This is a genomic window from Salinimicrobium maris, from assembly GCF_049680855.1.
In the GTDB taxonomy this organism is placed as follows: domain Bacteria; phylum Bacteroidota; class Bacteroidia; order Flavobacteriales; family Flavobacteriaceae; genus Salinimicrobium.
In genome coordinates this window covers 283712-308059 of the sequence record NZ_JBMPGS010000002.1, presented here as the reverse complement: position 1 = coordinate 308059, position 24348 = coordinate 283712, and the positions used below count along the sequence as shown (strand labels likewise).

General features: G+C 39.8%; 17 protein-coding genes and 2 tRNA genes. 8 read left to right on the top strand and 11 right to left on the bottom strand.

Annotated elements, in window-relative coordinates; genetic code table 11:
- Nucleotides 1-66 precede the first annotated feature (66 nt).
- The 3 genes from ACOV1Q_RS06930 to ACOV1Q_RS06920 form a co-directional block, all read right to left on the bottom strand.
- Nucleotides 67-1713: an ABC1 kinase family protein gene (locus ACOV1Q_RS06930; protein WP_424493664.1), complete on the bottom strand. Its 1647-nt coding sequence runs from the start codon at nucleotides 1711-1713 to the stop codon at nucleotides 67-69.
- 271 nt (nucleotides 1714-1984) lie between these two features.
- Nucleotides 1985-2062: transfer RNA gene (locus ACOV1Q_RS06925), tRNA-Pro, on the bottom strand.
- 109 nt (nucleotides 2063-2171) lie between these two features.
- Nucleotides 2172-2256 (bottom strand) — tRNA-Ser (locus ACOV1Q_RS06920).
- A 310-nt stretch (nucleotides 2257-2566) separates the two neighbouring features.
- On the opposite strand from ACOV1Q_RS06920, the gene ACOV1Q_RS06915 reads away from it, so the two are divergent.
- Nucleotides 2567-3352, top strand: coding sequence for a glycosyltransferase family 2 protein (locus tag ACOV1Q_RS06915; RefSeq protein ID WP_424493663.1), 786 nt, complete (start codon nucleotides 2567-2569; stop codon nucleotides 3350-3352).
- Nucleotide 3353: 1 nt separating this feature from the next.
- On the opposite strand, the gene ACOV1Q_RS06910 is transcribed toward ACOV1Q_RS06915, so the two are convergent.
- From ACOV1Q_RS06910 to tsaD, 6 genes are read right to left on the bottom strand one after another with little or no spacing between them, the layout of a single operon-like run.
- The gene (locus ACOV1Q_RS06910; protein WP_424493662.1) at nucleotides 3354-4538 is read right to left on the bottom strand and encodes a THUMP-like domain-containing protein; all 1185 of its coding nucleotides are present in this window, start codon (nucleotides 4536-4538) and stop codon (nucleotides 3354-3356) included.
- A complete protein-coding gene (locus tag ACOV1Q_RS06905; RefSeq protein WP_424493661.1) occupies nucleotides 4539-5627 on the bottom strand; it encodes an AI-2E family transporter in 1089 nt (362 codons plus the stop codon).
- 22 nt (nucleotides 5628-5649) lie between these two features.
- Nucleotides 5650-6162 carry a TrmH family RNA methyltransferase gene (locus tag ACOV1Q_RS06900; protein WP_424493660.1) on the bottom strand — a complete coding sequence of 171 codons (513 nt, stop codon included), beginning with the start codon at nucleotides 6160-6162 and terminating at the stop codon, nucleotides 5650-5652.
- Nucleotides 6159-6803: a DUF4159 domain-containing protein gene (locus ACOV1Q_RS06895; RefSeq protein ID WP_424493659.1), complete on the bottom strand. Its 645-nt coding sequence runs from the start codon at nucleotides 6801-6803 to the stop codon at nucleotides 6159-6161. Before ACOV1Q_RS06895 ends, ACOV1Q_RS06900 begins: the two co-directional genes overlap by 4 nt.
- A 52-nt stretch (nucleotides 6804-6855) precedes the next feature.
- Nucleotides 6856-7566, bottom strand: coding sequence for a 16S rRNA (uracil(1498)-N(3))-methyltransferase (locus ACOV1Q_RS06890; protein WP_424493658.1), 711 nt, complete (start codon nucleotides 7564-7566; stop codon nucleotides 6856-6858).
- A gap of 4 nt (nucleotides 7567-7570) precedes the next feature.
- Nucleotides 7571-8593, bottom strand: a complete 1023-nt coding sequence (gene tsaD / locus ACOV1Q_RS06885; protein ID WP_424493657.1) for a tRNA (adenosine(37)-N6)-threonylcarbamoyltransferase complex transferase subunit TsaD — start codon at nucleotides 8591-8593, stop codon at nucleotides 7571-7573.
- A gap of 81 nt (nucleotides 8594-8674) precedes the next feature.
- Here tsaD and ACOV1Q_RS06880 point away from each other — a divergent pair, with 81 nt between their 5' ends.
- Nucleotides 8675-13087, top strand: a complete 4413-nt coding sequence (locus ACOV1Q_RS06880) for a translocation/assembly module TamB domain-containing protein (protein WP_424493656.1) — start codon at nucleotides 8675-8677, stop codon at nucleotides 13085-13087.
- A gap of 87 nt (nucleotides 13088-13174) precedes the next feature.
- Here ACOV1Q_RS06880 and ACOV1Q_RS06875 read toward each other — a convergent pair whose 3' ends face one another.
- Complete coding sequence (locus tag ACOV1Q_RS06875; protein WP_424493655.1) at nucleotides 13175-13555, bottom strand: Rid family detoxifying hydrolase; 381 nt, start codon at nucleotides 13553-13555, stop codon at nucleotides 13175-13177.
- 10 nt (nucleotides 13556-13565) lie between these two features.
- Nucleotides 13566-16277, bottom strand: a complete 2712-nt coding sequence (locus ACOV1Q_RS06870) for a putative LPS assembly protein LptD (RefSeq protein ID WP_424493654.1) — start codon at nucleotides 16275-16277, stop codon at nucleotides 13566-13568.
- 128 nt (nucleotides 16278-16405) lie between these two features.
- Between ACOV1Q_RS06870 and ACOV1Q_RS06865 the strand changes: the two genes are divergently transcribed.
- The 6 genes from ACOV1Q_RS06865 (at nucleotide 16406) to ACOV1Q_RS06840 (ending at nucleotide 24346) form a co-directional block, all read left to right on the top strand.
- Nucleotides 16406-17521, top strand: coding sequence for an N-acetylmuramoyl-L-alanine amidase family protein (locus ACOV1Q_RS06865; protein ID WP_424493653.1), 1116 nt, complete (start codon nucleotides 16406-16408; stop codon nucleotides 17519-17521).
- A 64-nt stretch (nucleotides 17522-17585) separates the two neighbouring features.
- Nucleotides 17586-18533: an MlaD family protein gene (locus ACOV1Q_RS06860; protein WP_424493652.1), complete on the top strand. Its 948-nt coding sequence runs from the start codon at nucleotides 17586-17588 to the stop codon at nucleotides 18531-18533.
- Between the two features lie 18 nt (nucleotides 18534-18551).
- Nucleotides 18552-19904, top strand: coding sequence for a 4Fe-4S dicluster domain-containing protein (locus ACOV1Q_RS06855; RefSeq protein WP_424493651.1), 1353 nt, complete (start codon nucleotides 18552-18554; stop codon nucleotides 19902-19904).
- 84 nt (nucleotides 19905-19988) lie between these two features.
- Entirely contained in the window at nucleotides 19989-20780 is a 792-nt protein-coding gene (locus ACOV1Q_RS06850) for a (Fe-S)-binding protein (RefSeq protein ID WP_424493650.1), read from the top strand.
- A 147-nt stretch (nucleotides 20781-20927) separates the two neighbouring features.
- Complete coding sequence (locus tag ACOV1Q_RS06845) at nucleotides 20928-21413, top strand: ABC transporter ATPase (protein WP_424493649.1); 486 nt, start codon at nucleotides 20928-20930, stop codon at nucleotides 21411-21413.
- Nucleotides 21413-24346, top strand: a complete 2934-nt coding sequence (locus ACOV1Q_RS06840) for a serine hydrolase domain-containing protein (protein ID WP_424493648.1) — start codon at nucleotides 21413-21415, stop codon at nucleotides 24344-24346. The genes ACOV1Q_RS06845 and ACOV1Q_RS06840 overlap by 1 nt, the downstream gene beginning before the upstream one ends.
- The last annotated feature ends 2 nt before the right edge of the window (nucleotides 24347-24348 follow it).

The window sequence follows — 24348 nt, the reverse complement described above, 5'->3', positions numbered from 1 at the left end:
TTGGGTAAAACTACATCTTTTAATCCATTTTTAGAAAGTGGAATTATTATATCTTGTTCTCAGCTTTTATTCGTCCATAAATAAGATTGAATAGCTAAGAACAATTCCTCCTATAGCCGCTATGAGGAAGAAAATCATTGCCAGTCCTGGGTATCCAAAAATAGTGAAAGGCGAAGGTACACTCATCATCATGGCAGCACCAATGATCATAGCAGCAATGATAATGCCTACCGTTATACGATTGGCAATTTTTTGAAATCCATCGGTAAGTCGCTTCTCATCCAATGCATCTACTTTAAAACTGAAGTTGTTTTTTGCGAGATTGTCGGTTATTTTATTAATACGTTCAGGAAGATTTTCGGCAAGTTTTTTAGATTGCAAAAGTGCTGAGAACATATCTTCAGGAGAAAGTTCATTAATGGCTTTTTTCTGCATAATTTCAGAAACATATTTTCTTACCGCTTTTCTAAGGTCGAAATTAGGAGCCAGAGCAAAAATGATTTGATCCATATTCAGCAGTATTTTGCCTAATATATTCACTTCAACCGGAAGATGGATACCATTTTGGGCTGCACTACGGTTCATTTGAATTAAAAGTTTACCCGTTTGCATATCTTCTGCTGTACTATGTCGGCTATCGTTCACCATGTGGACGATATGGCGTAGAAATTCCTTTTCTGAAGATTCTTCATCTCTCTCGCTCATTTCTAATAAAATTCCAGCTATTTCTTCTCCGTCGTTCTTGCTTAATCCAACCAAAAGTCGCAAAAGGTATTCCTGCATTCTTTTGGAAAACTGGGCCACCATCCCAAGGTCCATCAGGGCAATTTTATTGTTTTCAAGAAGGTGAATATTTCCCGGATGAGGATCTGCATGTACAAAACCATCCATCACAATTTGCTTGAGGTAACCTTCAATTAATTCTTCAATTAAAGCGGTATGGTCTTCTTCTAATTTTCTCAATGGAGAAATATTAGTAACTTTTTCCCCTTTGACATACTCCATAGTCAATACTCGGGAGGTGGTATAGTCTGGGATGGGTTGTGGAACTAATAGCCTTTTGTATTCCTTAAGATTAGTCCCAAGGGTGACCAGGTTTTCAGCTTCCCGAAGATAATCCAGCTCATGTAGCATGATTCGTTTTAGCTCAGCTAACACATCTGAAAATGCGTATTTTTTACCAATTTCAGTATGTTTTACTGCTACGCCGGCCATCTCTTCCAAAGTCTCTAGATCTTCTAAAAACTTCTTTCTAATACCCGGACGCTGGATTTTAACTGCTACTTTTTTACCAGATCGTAATTCTGCCAAATGCACTTGTCCAATGGAAGCACTTGCCAGTGCGTTTTCTTCAAACCAATTAAAAGCTTTGGAAATTCTGTTTCCAATTTCCTCTTCTACAATTTCCCTTACTTCTTCATAGGGAATTGTGGGAAGGTCATCTTGCAACGTTGTTAGTGCTTTTAAATAACGATCGGGTAGCAGGTCAGGGCGAGTAGAAAGTAGTTGACCTAACTTAATATAAGTAGGCCCCATTTTTTTTAAATCTTCAACAACTTCTTCAGGAGTTTGATCGAAATCTGAAAGATTATCATTAGAAATATTATCAAAAGCATTTGAAGCAGTTTCATTTAACAAATCACTATTCCAGTATTTGAGCATAAAAGTCAAAAACTTTTGATATCTGGTAAGTCGGCCGGGCAAAATAGACATACATTAAAAATTTTAGAACCACTGGTTGTGGTGGTCCTAAGTTAATTAATTCATTTTTATGCCCGTCTTTTCTGATCTTTTATAAAGAACATTTTAAGAAACTGTGTTAAAGATAAAGGAAGTTAAGCAGGAAGAGAGGCTAACACTATCCGAAGAAGAATAGAAATTGGACTTCCTTGGTCAAATGTCAAAAGAAGTTCTTAATTCTTTACAGGTATTTAATACCTTTCAAAAAAAAAAGCCTTATCCATCATATGATGAACAAGGCTTTTGGTCGGGGTGGCAGGATTCGAACCTGCGGCCTCCTGCTCCCAAAGCAGGCGCGATAACCGGGCTACGCTACACCCCGAGTAAGAGCTTACGCTCTTAATTCAATGTTCAAAATTTAAAGTCTAAGATTGTTGTAATCTTCAGGTTTCCAAAAGGAGAACCAAAACTTCAAACCATGAACTTCTCAGCGGAGAGTATGAGATTCGAACTCATGCGACAATTGCTCGTCGACAGTTTAGCAAACTGCTCCATTAACCACTCTGGCAACTCTCCGTTTTAAAGAACTTCTGCAATTATTTTGCGGATGCAAATCTAAGTTTTCATATCCTTTCCTGCAAACCTTTTCCTTGTTTTTTACATAAAAAAATAGATGATTTACTCAAGTTTCTTTAGATCAGATTGTTGCATTTAAAGAAAATAGGAAGAGGGATGTATTAAAAATTTTTCCAATGCTGCTATTCGCCAACACCTTTTCTTTGCTGAAAACAGTAATTTCAAATCAAATTATTTAAATTTACCTTAAAAGCTCATTTTGCCATATCCACCATCATATCAAGAAAAATTTAGGAACTTAAAATGCTGCGTGCTCATCCCCACTTTTAATAATGAAAACACCTTACCGGGAGTACTTGATGAAGTATTGCAGTACACTTCTAATATTTTAATAATCAACGACGGATCAACAGATTCTACTTCTAAACTCTTAAGTGAATACGAGAATTTGGAAATAATTAGCCTTTCTGAAAATATTGGGAAAGGTAATGCCTTAAAAACTGGTTTTAAAAGAGCTGAAAAGTTAGGTTATGAATACGCTATTTCGATGGATTCTGATGGACAGCATTATGCAAATGATCTTCCGGTTTTTTTAAATGCCTTAGAAAATAAAGCTGTTAATGGTAAGGAACAACTGGTAATAGGATCCCGAAAAATGGATGCACCTGGAATTCCGGAGAAGAGTAGTGTTGGCAATCGCTTCTCAACTTTCTGGTTTTGGGTGGAGACCGGAATTGATTTAAGTGACACCCAATGCGGTTATAGACTTTATCCCTTGAAAATAATGAATTCCCTGAATCTTTACACATCAAAGTTTGAGTTTGAAATAGAGGTGATCGTAAAAGCTGCCTGGCAGGGAGTGGAGGTGAAGAATCTTCCGGTGAAAGTGCTGTACGATCCTCAGGAAAGGGTAACTCATTTTAGACCATTTCAGGATGTGGTAAGGATTACCCTGCTTAACATATGGTTGGTGGGCATAGCAGTTTTTTACATTGTTCCCAGGAATTTTATTAGAAAGGTCATGCGTCCAAAGAAAGTTGTGGGAAAATCCTGTTTTTCAAAAGCTGGTTTATCATCGTTGAAGGAGAAAAATTAAATCATGCTTTAGCACATACGATGCAAATCTTCTCATCTTTACCGGTAGTAGTAAAGAAAAGATAATGTTCACCGCCTTCTTCTATTTTCAGCTTTTTCCTTAGATTTTCAACCGACTCCGGAAAATTGCGTGTTGTAATATTGGCTTTTTTAAGCTTTAGTGCAGCCTTTAATTTTTTTCGCTGATAAGGCAATACTTCCATGATCTCAAATTGTCTTCCGGGGAAATTCTCATTCAGGTTTTCAGAAGTGAAAAGATGACTGTTTGGATGAAGTTTAGCAACTTTAAATTCTTCAGAAAGAGGATCAAAAAGACCACTTTTCATGATGGCGCCATTTGGTTCGTAGAGCCAGGAAAGCGGTTTGCTGTAAAACGGATTACTATACGCTCCAAAAATGCCTTCAAAATGCTCGTTTCCTTTCTTTCGTAAATTAACTGTGACGATTTTTGTTGCTTCAGTAGAGTTAGTGCTCTGGTGAAGAATCCAAAGTAATTCCTTAACCTTGTTTTCAACTGCTACGATGTGAATGGTAGCAACGTTCTTTAGTTCACGAAGTCCCGCCTGCAGGTCGAGCAGGGGAGAAGTCTTTACCAAAATGTTCCTGCTCTTTTTAAGAAGCAGGTCAAGGTGTTCGGGTACATTTGGAAGACAATCTGAAAGCTGAAAAATCCTGCCTCCGGCATCTGTTCGACGTGAAGGATCGAGGTAAAGCCAGTCAAATTCCAAGGCTGTTTGGGCAAGAAAGCTGAGGCCATCTCCAGATTTTACTTCAATATTTTGCGCTTCCAGGACTTTAAGATTATGAGCTACAATTTGAGAAAGGGAATCATTTAATTCAAAATGACGCACGTTTTCCACCTTTTTGGAGAAGAAGTATGCATCTACTCCAAATCCGCCGGTGAGATCTGCAAGATTTTTCCCGCTTACGAGAGAAGCTTTATAGGCTGCCGTGGTTTCAGAAGAAGTTTGCTCAAGATTAACAGAAGGGGGAAAAACAATTCTTTCCGTTTTAAACCAGGTTGGTAATTTTTTTTCAGCTTTTCTCCTTCCGGAAAGCTGTTCTGCCAGCTCACGGGTAGAAATGTCTTTAAAAGGACTGCCCTTAAATGCTATTTTTGAAACATCAGCCTTAAAATTCTTCCGGATAAAATCCTGCACGTCCGGTTTTAAAAGCGCTGAATTCAATTAAAGATCTCGTGTTAAACGTTTAACAATCTTGTATTCGCTAAGAGATTCTTTTGCGATCACCTTCACGGCTGTATAAAGTGGTACGGCTACCACCATTCCGGTAATTCCCAGGGTAAGGCCGGCTATCAAAATAATAAGAAATATCTCTAACGGATGCGATCTTACACTGACCCCAAATATTTGCGGCTGAAAAAAGAAGTTGTCCAAAAGCTGACAAAATACATACCCGGACATTACAAAGCTCAACTGCGGAAGAATAACATCCTGGAAATCTGCTCCCAGATTGCTTGAAATGACAAAAAGCGCTATTAAAATTCCGGCGAAAATTGGTCCGAGGTAAGGCACAATATTCAAAAATGCACAAATAAATGCAATTGCAATAGGATTATTAATCTCAAAAATAGACAACAATATACTGTATAGGACAAAAAGTACAGTTATTTGAAGTGTTAGGCCCACAAAATACCGTGAAAGAAGAATTTTAATCTTATTGAAAACCCGCTGAAATTTACCTTCATCTCCCTTATTAGCAAAAACCAGAATACTGTTCAGCATAAGTTTCGAATCTTTCAATAGGAAGAACGAAATAAAGATCACCGAAAAAAGCGCAATAAAACCGGCACCAATAATCCCGAAGAAATCATTTAGATATCGTGGAATGGTAGAAATATCAAAGGATCTTAAAAATTCTGTTTGTTTAACACCTTCAATGATATTGATCTCTTCTACCCCAAGATAATTATTGATCTGCTGGTTTAATTCATTAAGATCACGGGTAAAAGCATCCATATTTATTTGCCCTAAATTCTTACTTTGCTCAACTACAATAGGGATAAAAATGGCAATTAACCCCACAGAAATGCCTAGTACCAGTAATAAAACCATGACTACTGCGATTTTATTGGGTATTCTTAGCTTGTCTCGCAGAAAGATCACTGCAGGTCTTCCAATAAGCGAAATTACAGCCGCAATGGCAATGTAAATAAGTACAGACTGGATTTCGTACAAAAAGTACAATAGAAAAAACACACCCAGCAGGATAGCTATGGCGCGTAGGATACCGTAGGAAAATTCTTTTGCGTTCACCGGGTAAAGATATTATTTCTATTTAAATGTGAGGAAGTCCTTTGGTAATTTCGTACAAAGCAATTCCCGTCGCCTGGGCCACATTCATGCTACTATTTTTTCCAAACATTTCTATATGGAGTTTTTGCGGAATTAATTCAAGAATTTCTTCTGAAATTCCTGTGCGTTCATTTCCAATTACAAGCGCAATTTTAGAAGAACCTGAAAAAGAGAAGGTATTTATAGGAATACTGTTGCTGGTGATTTCCAGCGCAAGTAGCGTATAATCCATTTCCAGGTAGTTCTTACACACCAATGCGGTATCAAGATCTTCTTCAAAAACTACTTTTTCGACTGTAGAACGCGCAGTTCTTGTAAGTCTGTTGCTCTTCATGTCTGGCTGCGACCCACATAAAAGTATTTTTTCAATGTTAAAGGCGTCGGCCAGCCGAAAGATGCTACCAACATTCGCCGGACTCGTAAGACCATCCAGGATAAGTACCACCGGAAATCTCTTTTCCTCAAAATTTGTAGTGTAATGTGAAAGCTGGCTCAATGCTGAAAAACGTATTTTATGATGTTTGCGCCCATTTGCAGTGCTTTTAGCCGTACTTCGGGAGGATCGTTATGTACCTCTTCATTTTCCCAGCCGTTACCAAGATCGGTTTCGTAGGTGAAAAGACAAATAAGTCGGTCTTTTTCGAACAAACCAAAGGCCTGGGGCCGCAAACCATCATGTTCATGAATTTTAGGCAACCCGTTTGGGAAAGGATAAGCAATTTCAAAAATAGGGTGGCTGGCCGGAAGTTCTTCAAAATCTTTCTCTGGAAACACCTTTTTGAGTTCCCTACGAATGAATTCGTTCATTCCGTAGTTGTCGTCAATATGGAGAAATCCTCCGGAAAGCAGGTACATTCTTAAGTTTTCTACATCCTCTTGGCTAAAGAACACATTACCATGACCGGTCATGTGCACAAAAGGATATTGAAATATTTTAGGGCTTGAGGCCTCAACTTGTTCAGGTTTGGAATTTATAGAAGTTCCAATATTTTGATTACAGAAATTGATCAAATTAGGCAGGGAAGTGGGGTTGCTGTACCAGTCACCGCCGCCTTTATATTTTAAAACAGCAATTTCCTGTGCAGTAGCAATGCAACTGCTTGTAAAAATAATTAAGAGGAAAAGCTTGTGCTTCATAGATTCTGAAAAAGTAAAAGTACAAAACCTCTGCAGGAAAAACTTATTTTTCTTAATCTTCATGTGCCAGTGCCACCGTATGACAGGCAACGATGGCAGCAGTTTCGGTTCGCAACCTGCTTTGACCAAGACGTACGGGTTTCCAGCCATTTTGCAGCGCCTGTTCAATTTCTTGTGAAGAAAAATCCCCTTCAGGACCTATGAGGATGATAACTTCAGAATTTATTCCCACCTGGCTTTTTAAAGAAAACCTTTCTTTTCCTTCCTCGCAATGGGCAATAAATTTCTGTGAAGAATGCTTCTTCTGAAGGAATTCAGAAAAGCTTAGCGGTTCATTTAACACCGGAAAATGTGTATTCAAAGACTGTTTTACCGCGCTTTGAATCACCCGTTCAAAGCGGTTTAATTTTACGGTTTTTCGCTCGCTGTGTTCGCATATTACTGGTGTGATCTCATGAATGCCCATCTCTGTAGCTTTTTCAAGAAACCATTCGTAGCGATCGTTCATTTTTGTGGGTGCAACAGCCAGGTGTAATTTGTAAGGCGGCGCGGGCTGCTTTTTTGCTGAAAGCACTTTTACCACGCAATTATTGTGATTAGCAGAAATTACTTCCGTTTCAAATAAATATCCGCGGCCGTTGGTGAGATGCAGTAAATCTCCTTCTTTCTTCCGCAGCACTTTTACAATGTGTTTACTTTCATCTCTTGGAAAATGGACTTCTACACTGTCTTCAGTAATTTCAGGATGATAGAACAATTGCATTTTCTTAAAATTTGATTCGCGCTTTGGCGGTAATAGACATATCTGCAAATTCTCCGGCCAGGAATTTATAATGCCCTGCAATGGCGATCATCGCAGCATTATCTGTAGTATATTCAAACTTCGGAATAAAAGTTTCCCATCCATACTTTTTTTCTGCCTTTACAAGTGCCTCCCGAATCCCACTGTTTGCCGAAACTCCTCCGGCAATTGCAATGCGATTGATGCCGGTTTGTTTGACGGCTTTTTTCAGCTTATCCATCAGGATATTAACAATGGTAAATTGAACGGAAGCACAAATATCGTCCAGATTGTTCTTTATAAAATCAGGGTCTTCTTTTACCTTTTTCTGAATGAAGTATAGAATAGAGGTTTTGAGACCGCTAAAGCTGAAATTTAAATCGCCCACTTTTGGCTTTGGAAAGGGAAATGCCTTTGGATTTCCCATTTTTGAATACTTATCGATCAACGGGCCACCGGGATATGGCAGTCCAAGAATCTTAGCACTTTTATCGAATGCTTCTCCCACGGCATCGTCCATAGTTTCACCAATAACTTCCATCTCGAAATAATCTGAAACCTTTACGATTTGGGTATGACCACCACTTATGGTGAGAGAAAGGAAAGGAAATTTCGGCTTTTCAAATCCCTTTTCCTCAATAAAGTGTGCTAGGATATGCGCCTGCATATGGTTGATATCAAGCAGCGGAATGTTCAAACCCAGTGCCATTGATTTTGCAAAAGATGTTCCTACAAGAAGAGAGCCCATGAGCCCTGGGCCTCTCGTAAAAGCAATGGCTGTAAGATCATTTTTGGAAATATTTGCCCGTTTTAATGCTTCGTGTATCACAGGAACCACGTTTTGTTGATGTGCCCTTGAAGCAAGTTCAGGGACAACTCCTCCATATTTTTCATGGATTTCCTGTGTGGCGACAACATTCGATAGAATTTCTCCGTTACATAAAACAGCTGCAGCCGTGTCATCACAGGAAGATTCAATGCCGAGGATATAGATATTTTGTGTAGCCATTGCTATGTTTTAGGCCTGAAAATTGTTAATATTGTCGGCAAAGTTAAAACTAAAAAACGTATCAAAAAATTCTGGAAAATATTGGGCAGAACGGTCATTGGGCTGTTGCTGTTTTTTCTCATTTTACTAATCGTATTTTCCATTCCTGCGGTTCAAACTTCTGTGGCCAATCGCATCGCAAACTCTCTGAATACCCAGTACAACGTTGATATGTCCATTGGTAAGGTAGATTTTACCTATTCTGGCAGGATCAAACTGGAGGAGGTACTGGTTAGGGATTACCATCAGGATACGCTTATTTACACCCGGGAGATGCGGACCTCCATATTAAGTCTTTCGGCATTGATGGATGTGAAACCGAGGTTTGGAAGTACCATTTTGGAAGATGCGCAAGTCAATATGAAGATATATGAAGGAGAAAGTAAAGACAATCTTAGCATTTTTGTAGACAAATTTAAACCTGCAAAACCTAGTGGAAATAAAAATCCGTTCAGGCTTACCGCCAGCAATATTGAAATTATAGACGGTTCTTTTTGCTACCTGAATGAAAATCTCAACAATCCCGAGATTCTTGTTTTTGATCCTTTGTACATCAATGCTGAAAATTTCCTGCTGGACGGTTCTGATGTTGCTGTGGAGATTCAGAAGATTTCCGGGCTTGAAAAAAGAGGTCTGGAAGTGTCATTTTTGAGTACTCTGTTTTCCTATACTTCAAATTCCATGGAGCTGTCAGATTTTGAACTCGAAACGCCGCAGTCTAATTTGAATGGTGAAATCTTTTTTAATACGCGTGATGGTTTTGGCGATTTCTTTAATTCGGTAGAGATTGTGGCCAGCTTTGAGGAAGCATCGCTTTCAACAAACGATCTACAGCCATTTTACGATAAATTTGGCCATGACCAGCAGCTTAATTTTTCTACAACTCTGGAAGGCACAATGAATGACTTTCGGCTTGAGGATTTTTACCTAACCGGGATGGATCGTAGCGTTCTTGACGGCGAAATGATGATAAAAGACCTTTTTTCCGACGAAGAAATTTTTATAATTAGCGGTAACCTGCAACAGTTTTCCACCAACTATTATGATCTCGTCAATCTACTTCCGGGCGTGTTGGCAGAACCACTGCCGGTAGAACTGCAAAGATTTGGAAATGTTACGCTACGCGGAAATGCCATTGTCACGGCAAATTCTTTAACGGCCGATGTTCTACTTGCGAGTCAGTTGGGAAATGCAGATGTAGATATGCTGCTGAAAAATTTTGGAGATTCGAACCGTGCATCTTACGAAGGAAATCTTAAGGTGACAGATTTTAACATTGGAAAATTAATAAATAATGAAGCTCTCGGAAAAACTTCTTTTGATATTGATGTTGACGGCAGCGGATTCACAACTGAAACTCTCAATACCGATGTTAGGGGCGCTATAAGTAAGTTAGGGTATAACGGTTACACCTACAACAACATAAAAGTGAGGGGGACTTTGCGCGCTCCTGTTTTCAACGGAAATTTCGTTTCCATGGATCCCAACCTTAACCTGGAATTCAATGGACTTGCAGATTTTTCACAGGAGACCAATGTGTATGATTTTGAAGCTTCTGTAGGTTATGCAGATCTAGCCGCACTAAATTTCATTAAAAGAGACAGTGTTGCCATTTTCAAAGGAGATGTCATTACGAATCTAAGAGGGACAAATGTAAATGATGCTGCCGGGACAATACTTTTGCTGAATACTTCCTATAGAAATGAGAACGATCTTTACTATTTTGACGATTTAAGAATTACCTCCAGTTTTGAAGGTCCTGTAAGAACCATAGAGGTAAATTCCCCCGATGTAATTAACGGCACTATTACAGGTGTTTTTGAGGTGAACCAGGTACAGGCCCTTTTTGAAAATGCTGTAGGAAGTTTATATACCAACTACCGGCCTAATAAGCTTACCACGAATCAATACCTGGAATTTGATTTCGATATTTACAATAAGATCGTGGAGGTATTTTTTCCTGAAATCGTTCTGGCGCCAAATACATTTATTCGCGGCAGGGTCGAATCAGATGAGTCTGATTTCAGGCTTACTTTTCGTTCCCCTCAAATTAACGCATTTAATAACATGTTGCAACAGGTGAACGTGCAGGTAGATAATACGAACCCTCTTTACAACACCTTTATAGAGGTTGACAGTGTGGCGACCGGGGTTTATAATCTTTCAGATTTCAACCTGATTAATGTTACCATGAACGACACCTTATTCGTTAGATCTGAATTCAGGGGAGGGCCAAAGGATGATGATATTTACAATTTGAACCTGTACCACACAATTAATGAAGAAAACAATTCCGTAGTTGGAATTCAAAGATCTGATATAAAGTTTAAAGAAAGTGTTTGGTATTTGAATGAAGACAGCAACCGTTCAAACAGGGTGATATTAAGAAACGGACTTAAGGATATACGTATTGATTCTCTTGTATTAAGCCACCAGGATGAAGAAATTAGGCTTAATGGTCAATTACGTGATTCTACCTACAAAGATATTAAAATGCAATTTGATAAGGTGAATCTTGGTAAGATCACTCCCGATATTACGAATCTTGCTTTAGGCGGGGTTGTTGATGGCACCCTGAACCTGCTGCAAAGAAATGGTGCATATTATCCCAATACTTCCCTCACTATTCGGGATCTCGAGATAAACGATGAAATAGTAGGGGATCTTTTCCTGGACGTTATGGGAAATAAAGACCTTACCTTCTATAACGTTAATACCACCCTTCGGAATGAAGGAATGGAATCTTTATCGGCTATTGGGGAAATTGTTGTAGACCGTGAAACGCCCGAAATTGATCTGGACGTTTCCCTTCGCAATTTTGATTTATCGGCCTTTAGTCCGCTGGGTGGCGTGGCGTTAGATAATATCCGCGGAATGGTCTCAGGAAATGCCGATGTCACGGGAAACTATAAAAATCCTGATATTTCTGGAAGCCTGTTGCTGCAGGATGCAGGACTTCGTATTCCTTACCTCAATGTAGACCTGGATTTTGAAGAAAACAGTGTAGTCAATTTATCTGAGCAGCAGTTTATTTTTGAAGAAATCCAGATGACCGACACGCAATACGGAACAAGAGGCATCCTGGATGGAACTATTTCTCATCAAAATTTTTCGGACTGGAACCTGGGCCTTAATATATCTACAGACAGGCTCCTGGTGCTTAACACAAATCAGAGTGAAGATGCGCTCTATTACGGGACAGCTTTTATAAGTGGTAACGCCGCTATTTATGGACCTACAGATGAGCTGGTGATTGATGTGATTGGCGCAACCGAAAATGGGACGGTGTTTAAAATTCCTATTTCAGACACAGAAACTGTGGGAGACAATTCCTTTATCCACTTCTTAAGTCCTGAGGAAAAAGCTGCACGCCTTGCCGGAGGTGAAATAGAGATCGAAGAGGTAAAAGGACTGGAGCTAAATTTTGATCTTGATGTTACCAATGATGCCCTTGTTGAACTGGATTTGGATGGAAGTATTCTTCGTGGAAAAGGTGCAGGAACCCTACTTATAGAAATAAATACTCTGGGAAAATTTAAGATGTGGGGGGATTTTATTGCCAACACGGGGGAATATATTTTCAATTATGGAGCCTTGCAAAAACGTTTTGACGTAAGGCCGGGTGGAAGTATCAACTGGAGCGGTAACCCTGCACAGGCCGACCTTAACATTAGTGCTGTGTATGAGGCGCATGCAAACCCCGCCATCATCCTGGACAACCCTTCCATTAGCCGAAGGATTCCTGTAGATGTGGTGATTAATTTACAGGGAGAACTTTTACAACCCGATATTACTTTTGATCTCGAATATCCAAATGCGACTTCGGCCGTAAGTTCAGAACTGGAATACAGGGTTGAAACAGGAACAACAAAAGACATCCAGGCTTTTTCTCTTATCACTTTGGGACAATTTTATACTCCAAATGTCCTGGCAGGAAATAGTGGAACCGCGGTGGCAGGAAACCTCTTTGAAAGTGCTTCAGGTTTCTTTAACAGCCTTCTTTCTGATGATAGTGGTGTTTTCCAGGTTGGTTTGAATTACGAACAGGGCGCACGTACTCCAGAGCAAACTACTGCCGACAGGTTTGGTGTCACGCTTTCAACACAAATTAGTGAGCGGGTTTTGATCAACGGCCAGGTAGGAGTGCCTGTTGGTGGTGTGACCGAAACAGTAATCGTAGGAAATATTGAAATTGAATTTCTTCTGAATGAAGAAGGAAACCTTCGGGCAAAAATCTTTAACAGGGAGAATAACATTCAGTATTTCGGGGAAGAACTAGGTTTTACACAGGGAGTAGGGCTTTCTTATCAGGTAGATTTCAATACCTTCAAGGAACTAATCCGGAAAATCACCAAAGCTGAACAAAGCCCCGTTCGCAAAGAAGAGGAAGAAGGAGAAGTGCAGAAAGATCTTGCTCCAGATTATATAAGATTTCCCGGTGAGAACGGTAGATAAACTTTTGAAGTAGGAGGTAACCTTCCAAAGAATAACCTGTCAAAAATGCCTTTTTAGAAGGTCTTTCTGCAGTTCATTCTTCAGGAGCTATTTTACCGCGATCATACTTATTTCAACATTTACAAACTTCGGAAGATTAGCTACTTCAACTGTTTCCCTGGCCGGCGCAGTTTCTTCATCAAAATACTTCGCGTATACTTCATTAATCTTTGCAAAATTGTTCATGTCACTTATAAAAATAGAACTCTTAATGACATTTTCAAAGCTCATTTCCGCGGCCTGAAGTATGGCTTTCAAATTCCTTAAAACCTGTTCAGTTTCCTCTTTTATAGAGCTCATTACTAGTTGATTGTCTACCGGGTTAATCGCGATTTGCCCTGAAATATATAAAGTGTTTTCGGTTAAGATGGCCTGGTTGTATGGACCAATGGGAGCCGGTGCATTGTCGGTTTTAATGATCTTTTTCATATCGATTAGTTTATAGTTGGCGGTCTCTTTGTCTTCGTTTATCATATTTGATATCCCTCAACAAGTTCGATTTGATCCCGATAAAGAAATTCCATTGCTCATAAATTCCAAAGGGTGTCCAGTTAAAAGTCATGCGCCAGCTTTGTAGATCTCTTGAGAACCTTAATTGTGTGAGGGTAAAACCATTGTTTACGAAATCATAACCCGAGGAAGCACCTACTGTCCAGTTAGGAGAAAGTTCCACATCGCCCGAGAACATCAGCGAATGCGAGGTAATATCGCTTTGCCGGGCATTATTAGAGTAGTTCATTGCATATTGCAACCTTATATTCCATGGGATTTTGTAATTGTATAGTTCACTTTCAATTTCTGTTTCCTCCTCTTCATTTTCGTCTTCAAATTCGTCATAGAAAGTACCATCGGTCTCCATGCCTTTTCCAAAGAGATCATCTGGTCGCCCGCCATTGCGATAAGTTTCGTTGTCCATTCGGTTTGGGTTGTCACTACCGCCTGTAAAATCTGTGCTGGCAAAAGAATACCCAAAGCTCACGTTGGCATTGGTCATTCTAAAAAGGCTTCCGCCGTTGTTGATATTGAGCTTATCTATTCTTCGGTTGTTATTGTTAAGCGCATAAATATCGAGGTTTGTTCCAAAGTTAATGGATAATTTATTTTGAATCACCGGGATGCTTCCTCTAATGCTTATTGGTGCAAGTTTTAAAGAATCTCCTGCGAGGTTGTAGGCGGTGCTTACATTAAGGTTGTTTAAGAGAACAACTTTTCGCGGTTCTGCCCCCACTGAGTCTCTCACCTTGGCTTCAAAATTGTTGCTTAGCGATAAGCCAATAGAACTTGAAAAGAACCTTCCCGGTGCTCCATAAAGTGTATTCTGGAAACGGGAATAAATGACCTCTCTCTCTTCCCGGCCAGGGCCTTCTGGAATAATGTAATTATCATAATAGTAATCGAAGCCGGGATTGTAGTTGTAGCTTATGCTGGGTCGTATCACGTGCCTTATCGCCTGTATCTTACTATCCTCATCAAAATTTACGGTTCCGTAAATTGTAGTTCCTACGCCGGTGCTAAAATTGTAGGTCCTGTAGGCGTCAAAACCATTAATGGTATCTACCACCTCCCTTTCCAGGTTTTCGTCGTACGCACGTTCGTAAGTTTTAAACACCCAATTTTCAGTAAAAGTAGAGTTTGCACTAACGCTGAAATAATCTAAAACTTTGAAATTCGTACTTAAAGGAATACTATGCTGAGCCCCAAGAATTGCAGCTTCAAACATTTCTGGCTTAAAAAACAAAGAATCTGTGGTGTTAAAGCGATTTTCTCCTCTAAAATTATATTGCAGGTTGATGTTCTCAATAATTCCCTTCTTGGTACCTATGGCCGGTTCAAAAGGATAGATCCTGTCTACACTCGCCTGTACGGTGGGTAATGTCATATTGATTTGCTGCGTATTAGTATTTTGGGAGTGAGTTGCGGCAATACTAAGGTTAACCTGTGGCACCCAGTTAAAGGTCTTAGAATAGGAAATAGAGGAGCTTAAAGTATTTGTAAGTCTGCTTCCTGCATTGACCTGGTTTGTGGAAGCCTGATAATAATCGCTACTTCCAAGGTTCACCGATGCTGAAAATCTGGAGGATGGATTGGCTTTGGAATCCTGGCTGTGTTGCCAGCGCAGGTTATAAATAGTTGTTTCTGCAAAATCAGGGAAACCACGTTCGCTGTTAATCAATTTCTCATACCTGAAGCTAAGATTCCCTCTAAACCTGTAGCGTACGGAATAAGAAGATTCCAGCCGCAGGCCATAGCTCCCATTTGTATAGTAATCTCCCAGAGCCAGGAGGTCCATATATTCACTTAGGGCAAAGTAGTACCCTCCACCTTGCAAAAAGTAACCCCGGTTATTGTCTTCTCCAAAAGTAGGAATAACAAAACCTGAAGTCTCTTCATCTGTCATTGGAAAGTACCCAAAAGGAAGCCCTAACGGTGTTGGCACATCAGCAATATACATGTTCACCAATCCTGAAACGATCTTCTTATCGGGAACAAATTTTATTCGTCTGGCGAAAAAGTAATAATCGGGATTTTCAGCATCTTCAGAAGTGGTGAATTTCACATTCTTCATGTAGTATACAGAATCGTTCTGGCGCTTGGTTACCTCACCAAGCACCTTGAATTCGCCCTGCTCTGTCCTTGATTTAAATACAAGTGCTTTTTCCGTATCAAAATTGAAACGTATAGAATCTGGACGAACTACGCTTTCAGCTTGCGTAAATACCGGAGTCTGAGTGTATACTCCTGTAGAATCGGGAATACCATATGCGTATACCTCATTTCTTTCATTATCCAGAATAATAAGCCCTGCGGTTATATTTATATCACCATAAGTGATCTCTGCATTGTCATATAGATACATCCTGTTTTCTTTTGGGCTAAGCCGCATATAATCCTGAGCGGTATAAACTACCCTATTTGTGAGCAGTTGGTTTTGTGGACGAACAGTATCTGTTGCCACAGCATTAGCTCCCACTGGATTGATCACCGGGATAGGAGCCTGGATTCTAATAGAATCTAAAATAGGTGTTACAGGTGCTCTTTCTGCAGGAATGCGAATTCCTTCATTTTCTTCTATTTCCTGCGCTGTTGCATTGATGCAGCTCAATAGTAGAAAAATACAGCAGGAAAGAGTATAATGTATATTTGTTCGCAATGCTATATGTGCTAATTTTGTAACCTGTGGCTCATTTTTTGGAGTTCCAAAATTACATATATTTTTTAAGCTACCTTTTCGGTTTAAAGAAAAATAAAATATCAATCCTAAAGAAGCGTTACTTCTGTATGAGAACGAACCTGCTAACACTTTTAGTCTTATTATTCACTGGAATTTTCTGTACTGGTTTTGCTGCTGAAAATAATTCTACTCCCCGGGAAAAATTTGTAGTCGTACTCGACGCAGGTCATGGAGGAGATGACCCGGGAAACCGAGGTAATGGTTATTTTGAAAAAGATATTGCGCTGAATATTGTTCTCAAAATTGGTGCAGAACTTGAAAAACTGCCAGATGTAGAAGTGATCTACACTCGTAAGACAGATGTATTTGTTACCCTCGCAGGCCGGGCTGAAATTGCAAATGATGCAGATGCCGACTTATTTATCTCTGTACATTGTAATGCTCATAACTCCCAAGCTTCGGGAACCGAAACTTTTGTACTTGGATTGCATAGGAATGAAGATAATCTGGAAGTGGCAATGCGGGAGAACTCTGTAATCTTTTTGGAAGAAAATTATGAAGCTACCTACGACGGCTTCAATCCCAATTCCCCCGAATCTTATATAGGTCTTACGCTCATGCAGGAAGAATATTTGGACCAAAGCATACTTTTGGCAGATTTTATTCAGAAAAAATTTACGAATGACCTTCGCAGGAAGAACAGGGGGGTAAAACAGGCCGGTTTCCTTGTATTGCGGCAAACTTATATGCCCAGCGTACTTATTGAAACAGGATTTCTTTCAAATAATGAAGAAGGAGCCTATCTCAACAGTCGGTCAGGCCAGGATAAAATTTCTGATGCCGTGGTAAAGGCGGTCAACAGTTATAAGAACAGCCTGAACCTGGACGTACTCGAGGATCTTTCTCAAAGAACTGATATTGATCTATTAACCTCCACCAAAGAGGCTCCTGTACAAGTTTATGACGGCATTACCTTTAAAGTGCAACTGGCTGCAAGTAGCCGTAAATTAGATCCTGCTCCAAAGAATTTTAAAGGACTTGCGAACATTACGAGAAATAAAGAAGGTAAATTGTTCAAGTATTACTATGGAGCAACTTCAAGTTACCTTAAGATCAAGGAACTTCATGAAGAAGCCAAAAACAGAGGATATCGTACCAGTTATATTGTTGCTTTTAAAGATGGGACTAAGATTAGCGTTAATGACGCGTTAAAACAAAAGTGATTTGCCGTTACTTTTCTATATTTATTTCTAAATTTGTGCTTCCACAAAAAAAGAAGGGATATTCGTGAAATTTACTAAAGAGGTTAAAACTGCGCTCCTGGCAATTACTGCTGTTATTCTATTGATATTTGGATACAGTTTTCTAAAAGGACAAAATTTACTCAGTTCCAGCAGGACTTTTTATGCTGTGTACAATGACGTAGAAGGACTCACGCCCTCATCGGCTGTTACTATTAATGGTTTAAGAGTGGGAAGTGTGCAGGAAATAGGTTTTTTGAACACTTCGGGGCAATTAATAGTAACCTTTAGTGTGGATAATGAATTTCCTTTTTCTGAAAATAGTATTGCTCAAATATATGGTGGGGGTTTTATAGGCGGTAAGAGTCTTGCAATCCTGCCAGAGTATGAACCTGGAAAACTAGCGCAATCTGGAGATACACTCCCAAGCCAGATAGAAGAAGGTTTGCTTGAGCTTGTGAATGACCGTCTCACTCCGCTTCAGGAGAAAGTTGAAGATGCTATTGTTAATGCAGATTCTCTTATTATGTCTTTTAACCAGATACTCAATTCTGACACTAGAAATAATATACGAAAAACATTTGAGGATATTAGCGTTACAGCAAATTCTTTAAGAGGATCAGCCCAATCAATTAATGGTATTCTTGATGAAAATTCAGGAAAGTTGAACAGAACGTTTACTAACCTGGACGAAATGTCTACCAATCTCAACAAGTTTTCTGATACTTTGACTCAGGTCGACATTGCAACAATAGTGAATGATCTTGAGCATGCGGTTGCCAGTTTTGAAAATGTTGCTAACGAGATCAATAATGGAGATGGAACAATGGCTAAATTAATCAATGATCCAAGTATTTACGATAATCTGGAGCAAGCAACACGGCAGCTTGATCAATTAATTGAAGATGTAAAGCTTAATCCAAAACGTTACGTACACTTTTCAGTCTTTGGAAAGAATCCCGGGCCGTATTCACCACCCGAGGAAGAAGAATAAACAACAACCAACCAATATATGCAGATTTTTGCACAAGTTATTTTCGTAATTGCTCTCCTTTTTGGAATAGGCTTTTTTGCGAGAAACGTTCGGCGTCTCATTAGGAATATCAAATTAGGAAGAGAAGTAGACCGCAGTGATAATCCTGCGGCACGCTGGAAGAAAATGGGAAAGATCGCCATTGGCCAGTATAAAATGGTGCGTCGCCCAGTTTCGGGGATTGTGCATATTATCGTTTACCTTGGTTTTATCATTATCAATATAGAGGTTCTCGAAATCGTTATTGATGGTATTTTTGGAACTCACAGGGTTTTATTTTTTACTGGCGGATTTTACAGCTTTTTAATTGGTACGCTTGAAATTCTTGCGTTGCTTGTTTTACTAGGCGTGATCATTTTCTGGACCCGTAGGAACATCTCAAACATCTACAGGTTCATGTCCCGGGAAATGACTTCATGGCCAAAGAACGATGCCAACTATATCTTATATTTTGAAATGGCACTCATGATGCTGTTTTTTATCATGAATGGAGCAGATCTTCAATTACAACTTATTGGAGCAGAGCATTATGCTATTGCTGAAGAAGGACAAATTGCAGGCTATTTTCCAATAAGTCAGGTGCTTTTGCCCATTTTTGATGGTCTTAGCGTATCAACCTTAATAATTATAGAAAGAGCAGCCTGGTGGCTGCACATACTGGGAATCCTTTTCTTTTTGAATTATCTCTATTATTCAAAGCACCTGCATATCCTTCTGGCATTCCCAAATGTATATTATTCAAAATTAAAGCCTCAGGCAGAGTTTGACAATATTAATGCTGTGACTAAAGAAGTGCAGTTAATGATGGATCCCAACGCCGATCCTTTCGCAGCACCTGCCGAGGAAGAATCTTCGGAAGAAGGAGAACCGGAGAAGTTTGGAGCTTCAGATGTATTTGACCTTAATCGCGTTCAGTTATTAAATGCTTACACCTGTACAGAATGCGGTAGATGTACTTCAGAATGTCCTGCCAATAATACCGGCAAACTTCTTTCTCCAAGAAAGATCATGATGGATACCCGCGACCGACTTGAAGAAGTAGGGGAAAATATCAATAAAAATGGAAGTTTTCAGGATGACGGCAAGCAGTTGCTGGATGATTACATTTTACGTGAGGAACTCTGGGCATGTACTACTTGCCAGGCTTGCGTAGAAGCCTGTCCTGTGGGAATTGACCCGCTTTCTATAATTGTTGAAATGCGTCGTTATTTGATGATGGAGCAGAGCGCAGGCCCGGCAGATCTTAATAATGCTATGGGTAACATAGAGAACAATGGGGCGCCCTGGCCTTACAACCAGATGGACCGCCTTAACTGGGCAAACGAAAACTAGATGTTCCAAAAATGGCATTTCTGAAGGAATTTTCAGAAGCCGAATTTCAGAATAGAATATAACCGAAAGGAAAAAGCTTATAAAATGGCAGAAAATATAAAAGTTCCCACTATGGCAGAATACATGGCTGAAGGCAAAAAACCTGAAGTCCTTTTCTGGGTGGGATGCTCCGGAAGTTTTGACGACAGGGCAAAAAAGATCACCAAAGCTTTTGTGCGACTCCTAAATAACGCAAATGTTGATTTTGCAGTATTAGGAACAGAGGAAAGCTGCACAGGTGACCCTGCAAAACGCGCCGGAAATGAATTCTTGTATCAAATGCAGGCCGCTGCAAATATTGAAGTCCTAAACGGCTATGAGATCAAAAAAGTAGTAACTACCTGTCCGCATTGTTTCAATATTATCAAGAATGAATACCCTGGCCTTGGCGGCAACTATGAAGTGATGCATCATACCACCTTTTTAAAATCTTTACTTGACGAAGGAAGGCTTACCGTGGAAGGCGGAAAATTTAAAGGCAAAAAGATCACTTTTCACGACCCATGTTACCTTGGGCGTGGTAATGGCATTTACGAAGCACCACGGGATCTTTTAAGAAAGCTGGAAGTGGAGCTGGTAGAAATGAAAAGATGCAAAAGAAATGCCATGTGTTGTGGCGCCGGGGGAGCCCAAATGTTCAAGGAACCCGAACCTGGTAATAAAGATGTCAATACAGAGCGAACGGAGCAGGCGGTTGAAGTACAACCCGAAGTTATTGCTGCCGGATGCCCTTTTTGTAACACTATGATGACCGATGGGGTGAAGAGCAAAGACAAAGAAGACGACATCGCTGTGATGGACATAGCCGAAATGATCGCCAGCGCACAGGATCTTTAAAAAAGATACTCCAAAGCACATTTTTGAAGCCCCTGTTTTTTGCAGGGGTTTCGTATTTTCTGTGGTTTACGTACTGCAACTTTAACGGTACTATTTTTGAGACACAGCTCTAAAGATTTATTTTTGTATAAATTTAAATTCCCATAAATGTTAGTCCCTTTTAAAAATCTGCCAGATTCATCCCGTGTCTGGATATATCAGGCCAATCGTTCCTTTTCTGAACAGGAACTTCAGGAGATCACTGCCAAACTTGAAAATTTTTTGGAGCAATGGACAGCTCATGGAGCAAATCTAAATGCTGCTTACGAGATCAGATACAATCGGTTTATAGTTATTGCCCTTGACCAAGAAGTAAATGCGGCCACAGGATGCTCAATTGATGCTTCAGTTAACTTTATTCAACAGCTTGAAAAAGAATACGATATAGATTTATTAGATAAAATGAATGTCTCCTATAAACAGGGAGAATTCGTCGCCTATAAATCACTTACAGATTTCCGAAAAATGGCAAAAGATCGTGCCGTTTCTCCTAAGACAATTGTTTTTAATAACCTGGTAAATAACAAGGCCGAATATCTTGAGGACTGGGAAGTTCCAGCCTCAGAGAGCTGGCACAACCGCTTTTTAAATTAATGACGTCCCCAAAAATTTCGATTCCCGGTTTCCTTCTTTTAATTTTTACATTCTTCGGAAAATCTTTTGCACAGCAAAATGTCAATCCGCTCATAACGGAAGATTTTGAGCTGCAAAAGGAGTGGGTAGATAGTATCTATAACCAAATGTCCCTGGAAGAAAAAGTGGGGCAGTTGTTTATGGTGGCTGCATATTCCGAAGAAAATCAGGCCGATACTGCAAAAATCAGGAAGCTCATTGAGGAGTATCATATTGGCGGGATTGTATTTTCTAAAGGTGGCCCGCTGCGGCAGGCAAAACTTTCCAATATATACCAGGAAATAGCAAAAACTCCGCTGCTTGTGGGAATGGATGCAGAGTGGGGGCTTGCCATGCGGCTGGATTCTACTTTTGCTTTTCCGTGGAATATGACCTTAGGTGCCATTCGGGATGAGAAATTGGTGGAAGAAACAGGTGCAGCCATTGCCAAGCATGCCAAAAGGATGGGGGTACATATGAATTTCGCACCTGTGGTAGATATTAATACAAATCCTGATAATCCCATTATTGGAAATCGTTCATTTGGAGAAGACCGCGACAATGTTACTCAAAAAGCACTGGCCTTTATGAAGGGAATGCAGCGGGAGAATGTATTGGCAAGTGCGAAACACTTCCCCGGCCATGGCGACACAGATTCCGATTCTCATAAAACACTTCCCACCATTGGTTTTGAAAAAAGCAGGATTGACAGCATTGAATTATATCCTTACAGAAAACTAATAGAGGAAGGACTTTCTGGCGTAATGGTGGGGCATCTTAATGTACCTGCGCTCGAGAAAAATAGAAATCTTCCCTCTTCATTATCTAAGGCAATTGTAACCGATGTTTTAAAAGAATACCTGGATTTTAAAGGATTGGTGATCACAGATGCTCTCAACATGAAAGGGGTTTCGAACTACAATGAAATCGGAGAAATTGATCTGGCCGCTTTTTTAGCCGGAAACGATATTCTGCTTATGTCTGAAGATGTTTCGAAAGCAAGTTCTAAAATTACAGAAGCCTACAACAACGGATTAATAACTGAAGAGCGACTCAGGCATTCGGTTAGAAAGATCCTTTTTGCGAAGTATAAAGCAGGTTTGGTCCACTATAAACCTGTAAGTGAAAGCTATCTCTATGGCGAACTCAATAGCATCACAAATGATGTTTTGGAACAGGAACTTATAGAGAATGCACTTACGGTTATCAAAAATGACAGAGCGCTTATTCCAATTAAAGACTTAGAAAAGAAAAAGATCGCTTATGTACATTATGGAGATGCAAGTGGAGAAGAATTCTACAATCAGTTAAATCGATATACGCAGGTAGATAAGGTAGAAGCGGAGCATTTAAATGAATTAAATGATAAACTTAAGAATTACAACCTCGTCATCCTTGGTTATCATAAATCTAATGACTCCCCCTGGGGTTCTTATCAATTTTCAGAAAAAGAACTTGTATGGCTTTATGAAGTAGCCCGGAATAATAAGGTTATTTTAAATGTTTTCACGCGGCCGTATGCATTACTCGATCTTGAATCTAATTCCAATTTTGAAGGAATCATGGTGGCTTATCAAAATAGTGAGGTAGCGCAAAATAAAGCAGCACAGCTTCTTTTTGGCGCCATTGAAGCCAAAGGAGTGCTGCCGGTAAGTGCAGGTAAGAAATTTCCGGAAGGAACAGGTTTTCGAACGGAAAATTTGGAGCGACTTGCCTACGGCTTGCCCGAGAGTGTTGGGATGAATTCCTACAAACTGGCTAAGATTGATTCTCTAATCCGCGAAACCATTGAACAGAAAATGTCACCGGGAGTGCAGGTACTGGTCGCGAGAAAAGGGAAAGTAATCTATGAACGTAACGCAGGATACCATACGTACGAAAAAGAAAAAGCTGTAAAGGCCACAGATATTTACGATATTGCTTCCCTCACGAAGATTCTTGGGACGCTTCCGCTGGTGATGGAGTTGGTGGAGGAGGATGAACTTGACCTAAATACTTTGCTTTCGGAAATGCTTCCACAGCTTCGGAATTCAGACAAAGAAAGGATTAGCCTTAAACAGATGCTTTCTCATTATGCCCGCTTAAAACCATGGATCCCATTCCACCGACAGACATTTGATAACGAAACCAATCAGCCTTCTCTTCAATACTACCGGAATGAAAATACTCCAGGATTTAATACCACCGTTGCAGAAGGATTGTACATACGTAATGATATTCGAGATTCCATTGTAAAAGTAATCCGTGAGAGTGACCTGCAAAGAAACCTGGAATACAGGTACAGTGATTTGCCTTATTACCTTCTGAAGGAATTTTTGGAGGGAATTTATGGCACTTCCCTTTCATATCTCGTAAAAGACCATTTTTACAATTCCCTTGGCGCCAATTATACTACCTATTTGCCTTTATTGCATTTTCCTAAAGAACAAATTGTGCCTACGGAAAACGATAAACTTTGGAGAAAACAATTGTTGCAGGGTTATGTTCATGATGAAGGAGCCGCTATTTTAGGAGGAATTGGAGGGCATGCAGGTATTTTTAGTAATGCAAATGACGTGGCGAAGATCATGCAAATGTATTTGAACGGCGGTTATTATGGAGGGAAAAAATATTTTAAAGAAGAAACTATCAACGAGTTCAATACCTGTTACTACTGCAAGGACCATGTGAGAAGGGGAGTAGGCTTTGATAAGCCGCAATTGGATAAATACGGCCCTACGTGTGGCTGTGTCTCAATGCAAAGCTTTGGTCATAGTGGATTTACAGGAACTTTAACCTGGGCAGACCCTGAGGAAGAAATTGTTTACGTATTTTTATCAAATCGTATTCATCCTTCTGCAACGAATAAAAAACTTATTCAGGAAGGGATACGAACCAAGATCCAGGAAGTTATTTACGAAGCTATAGATCAATAAAG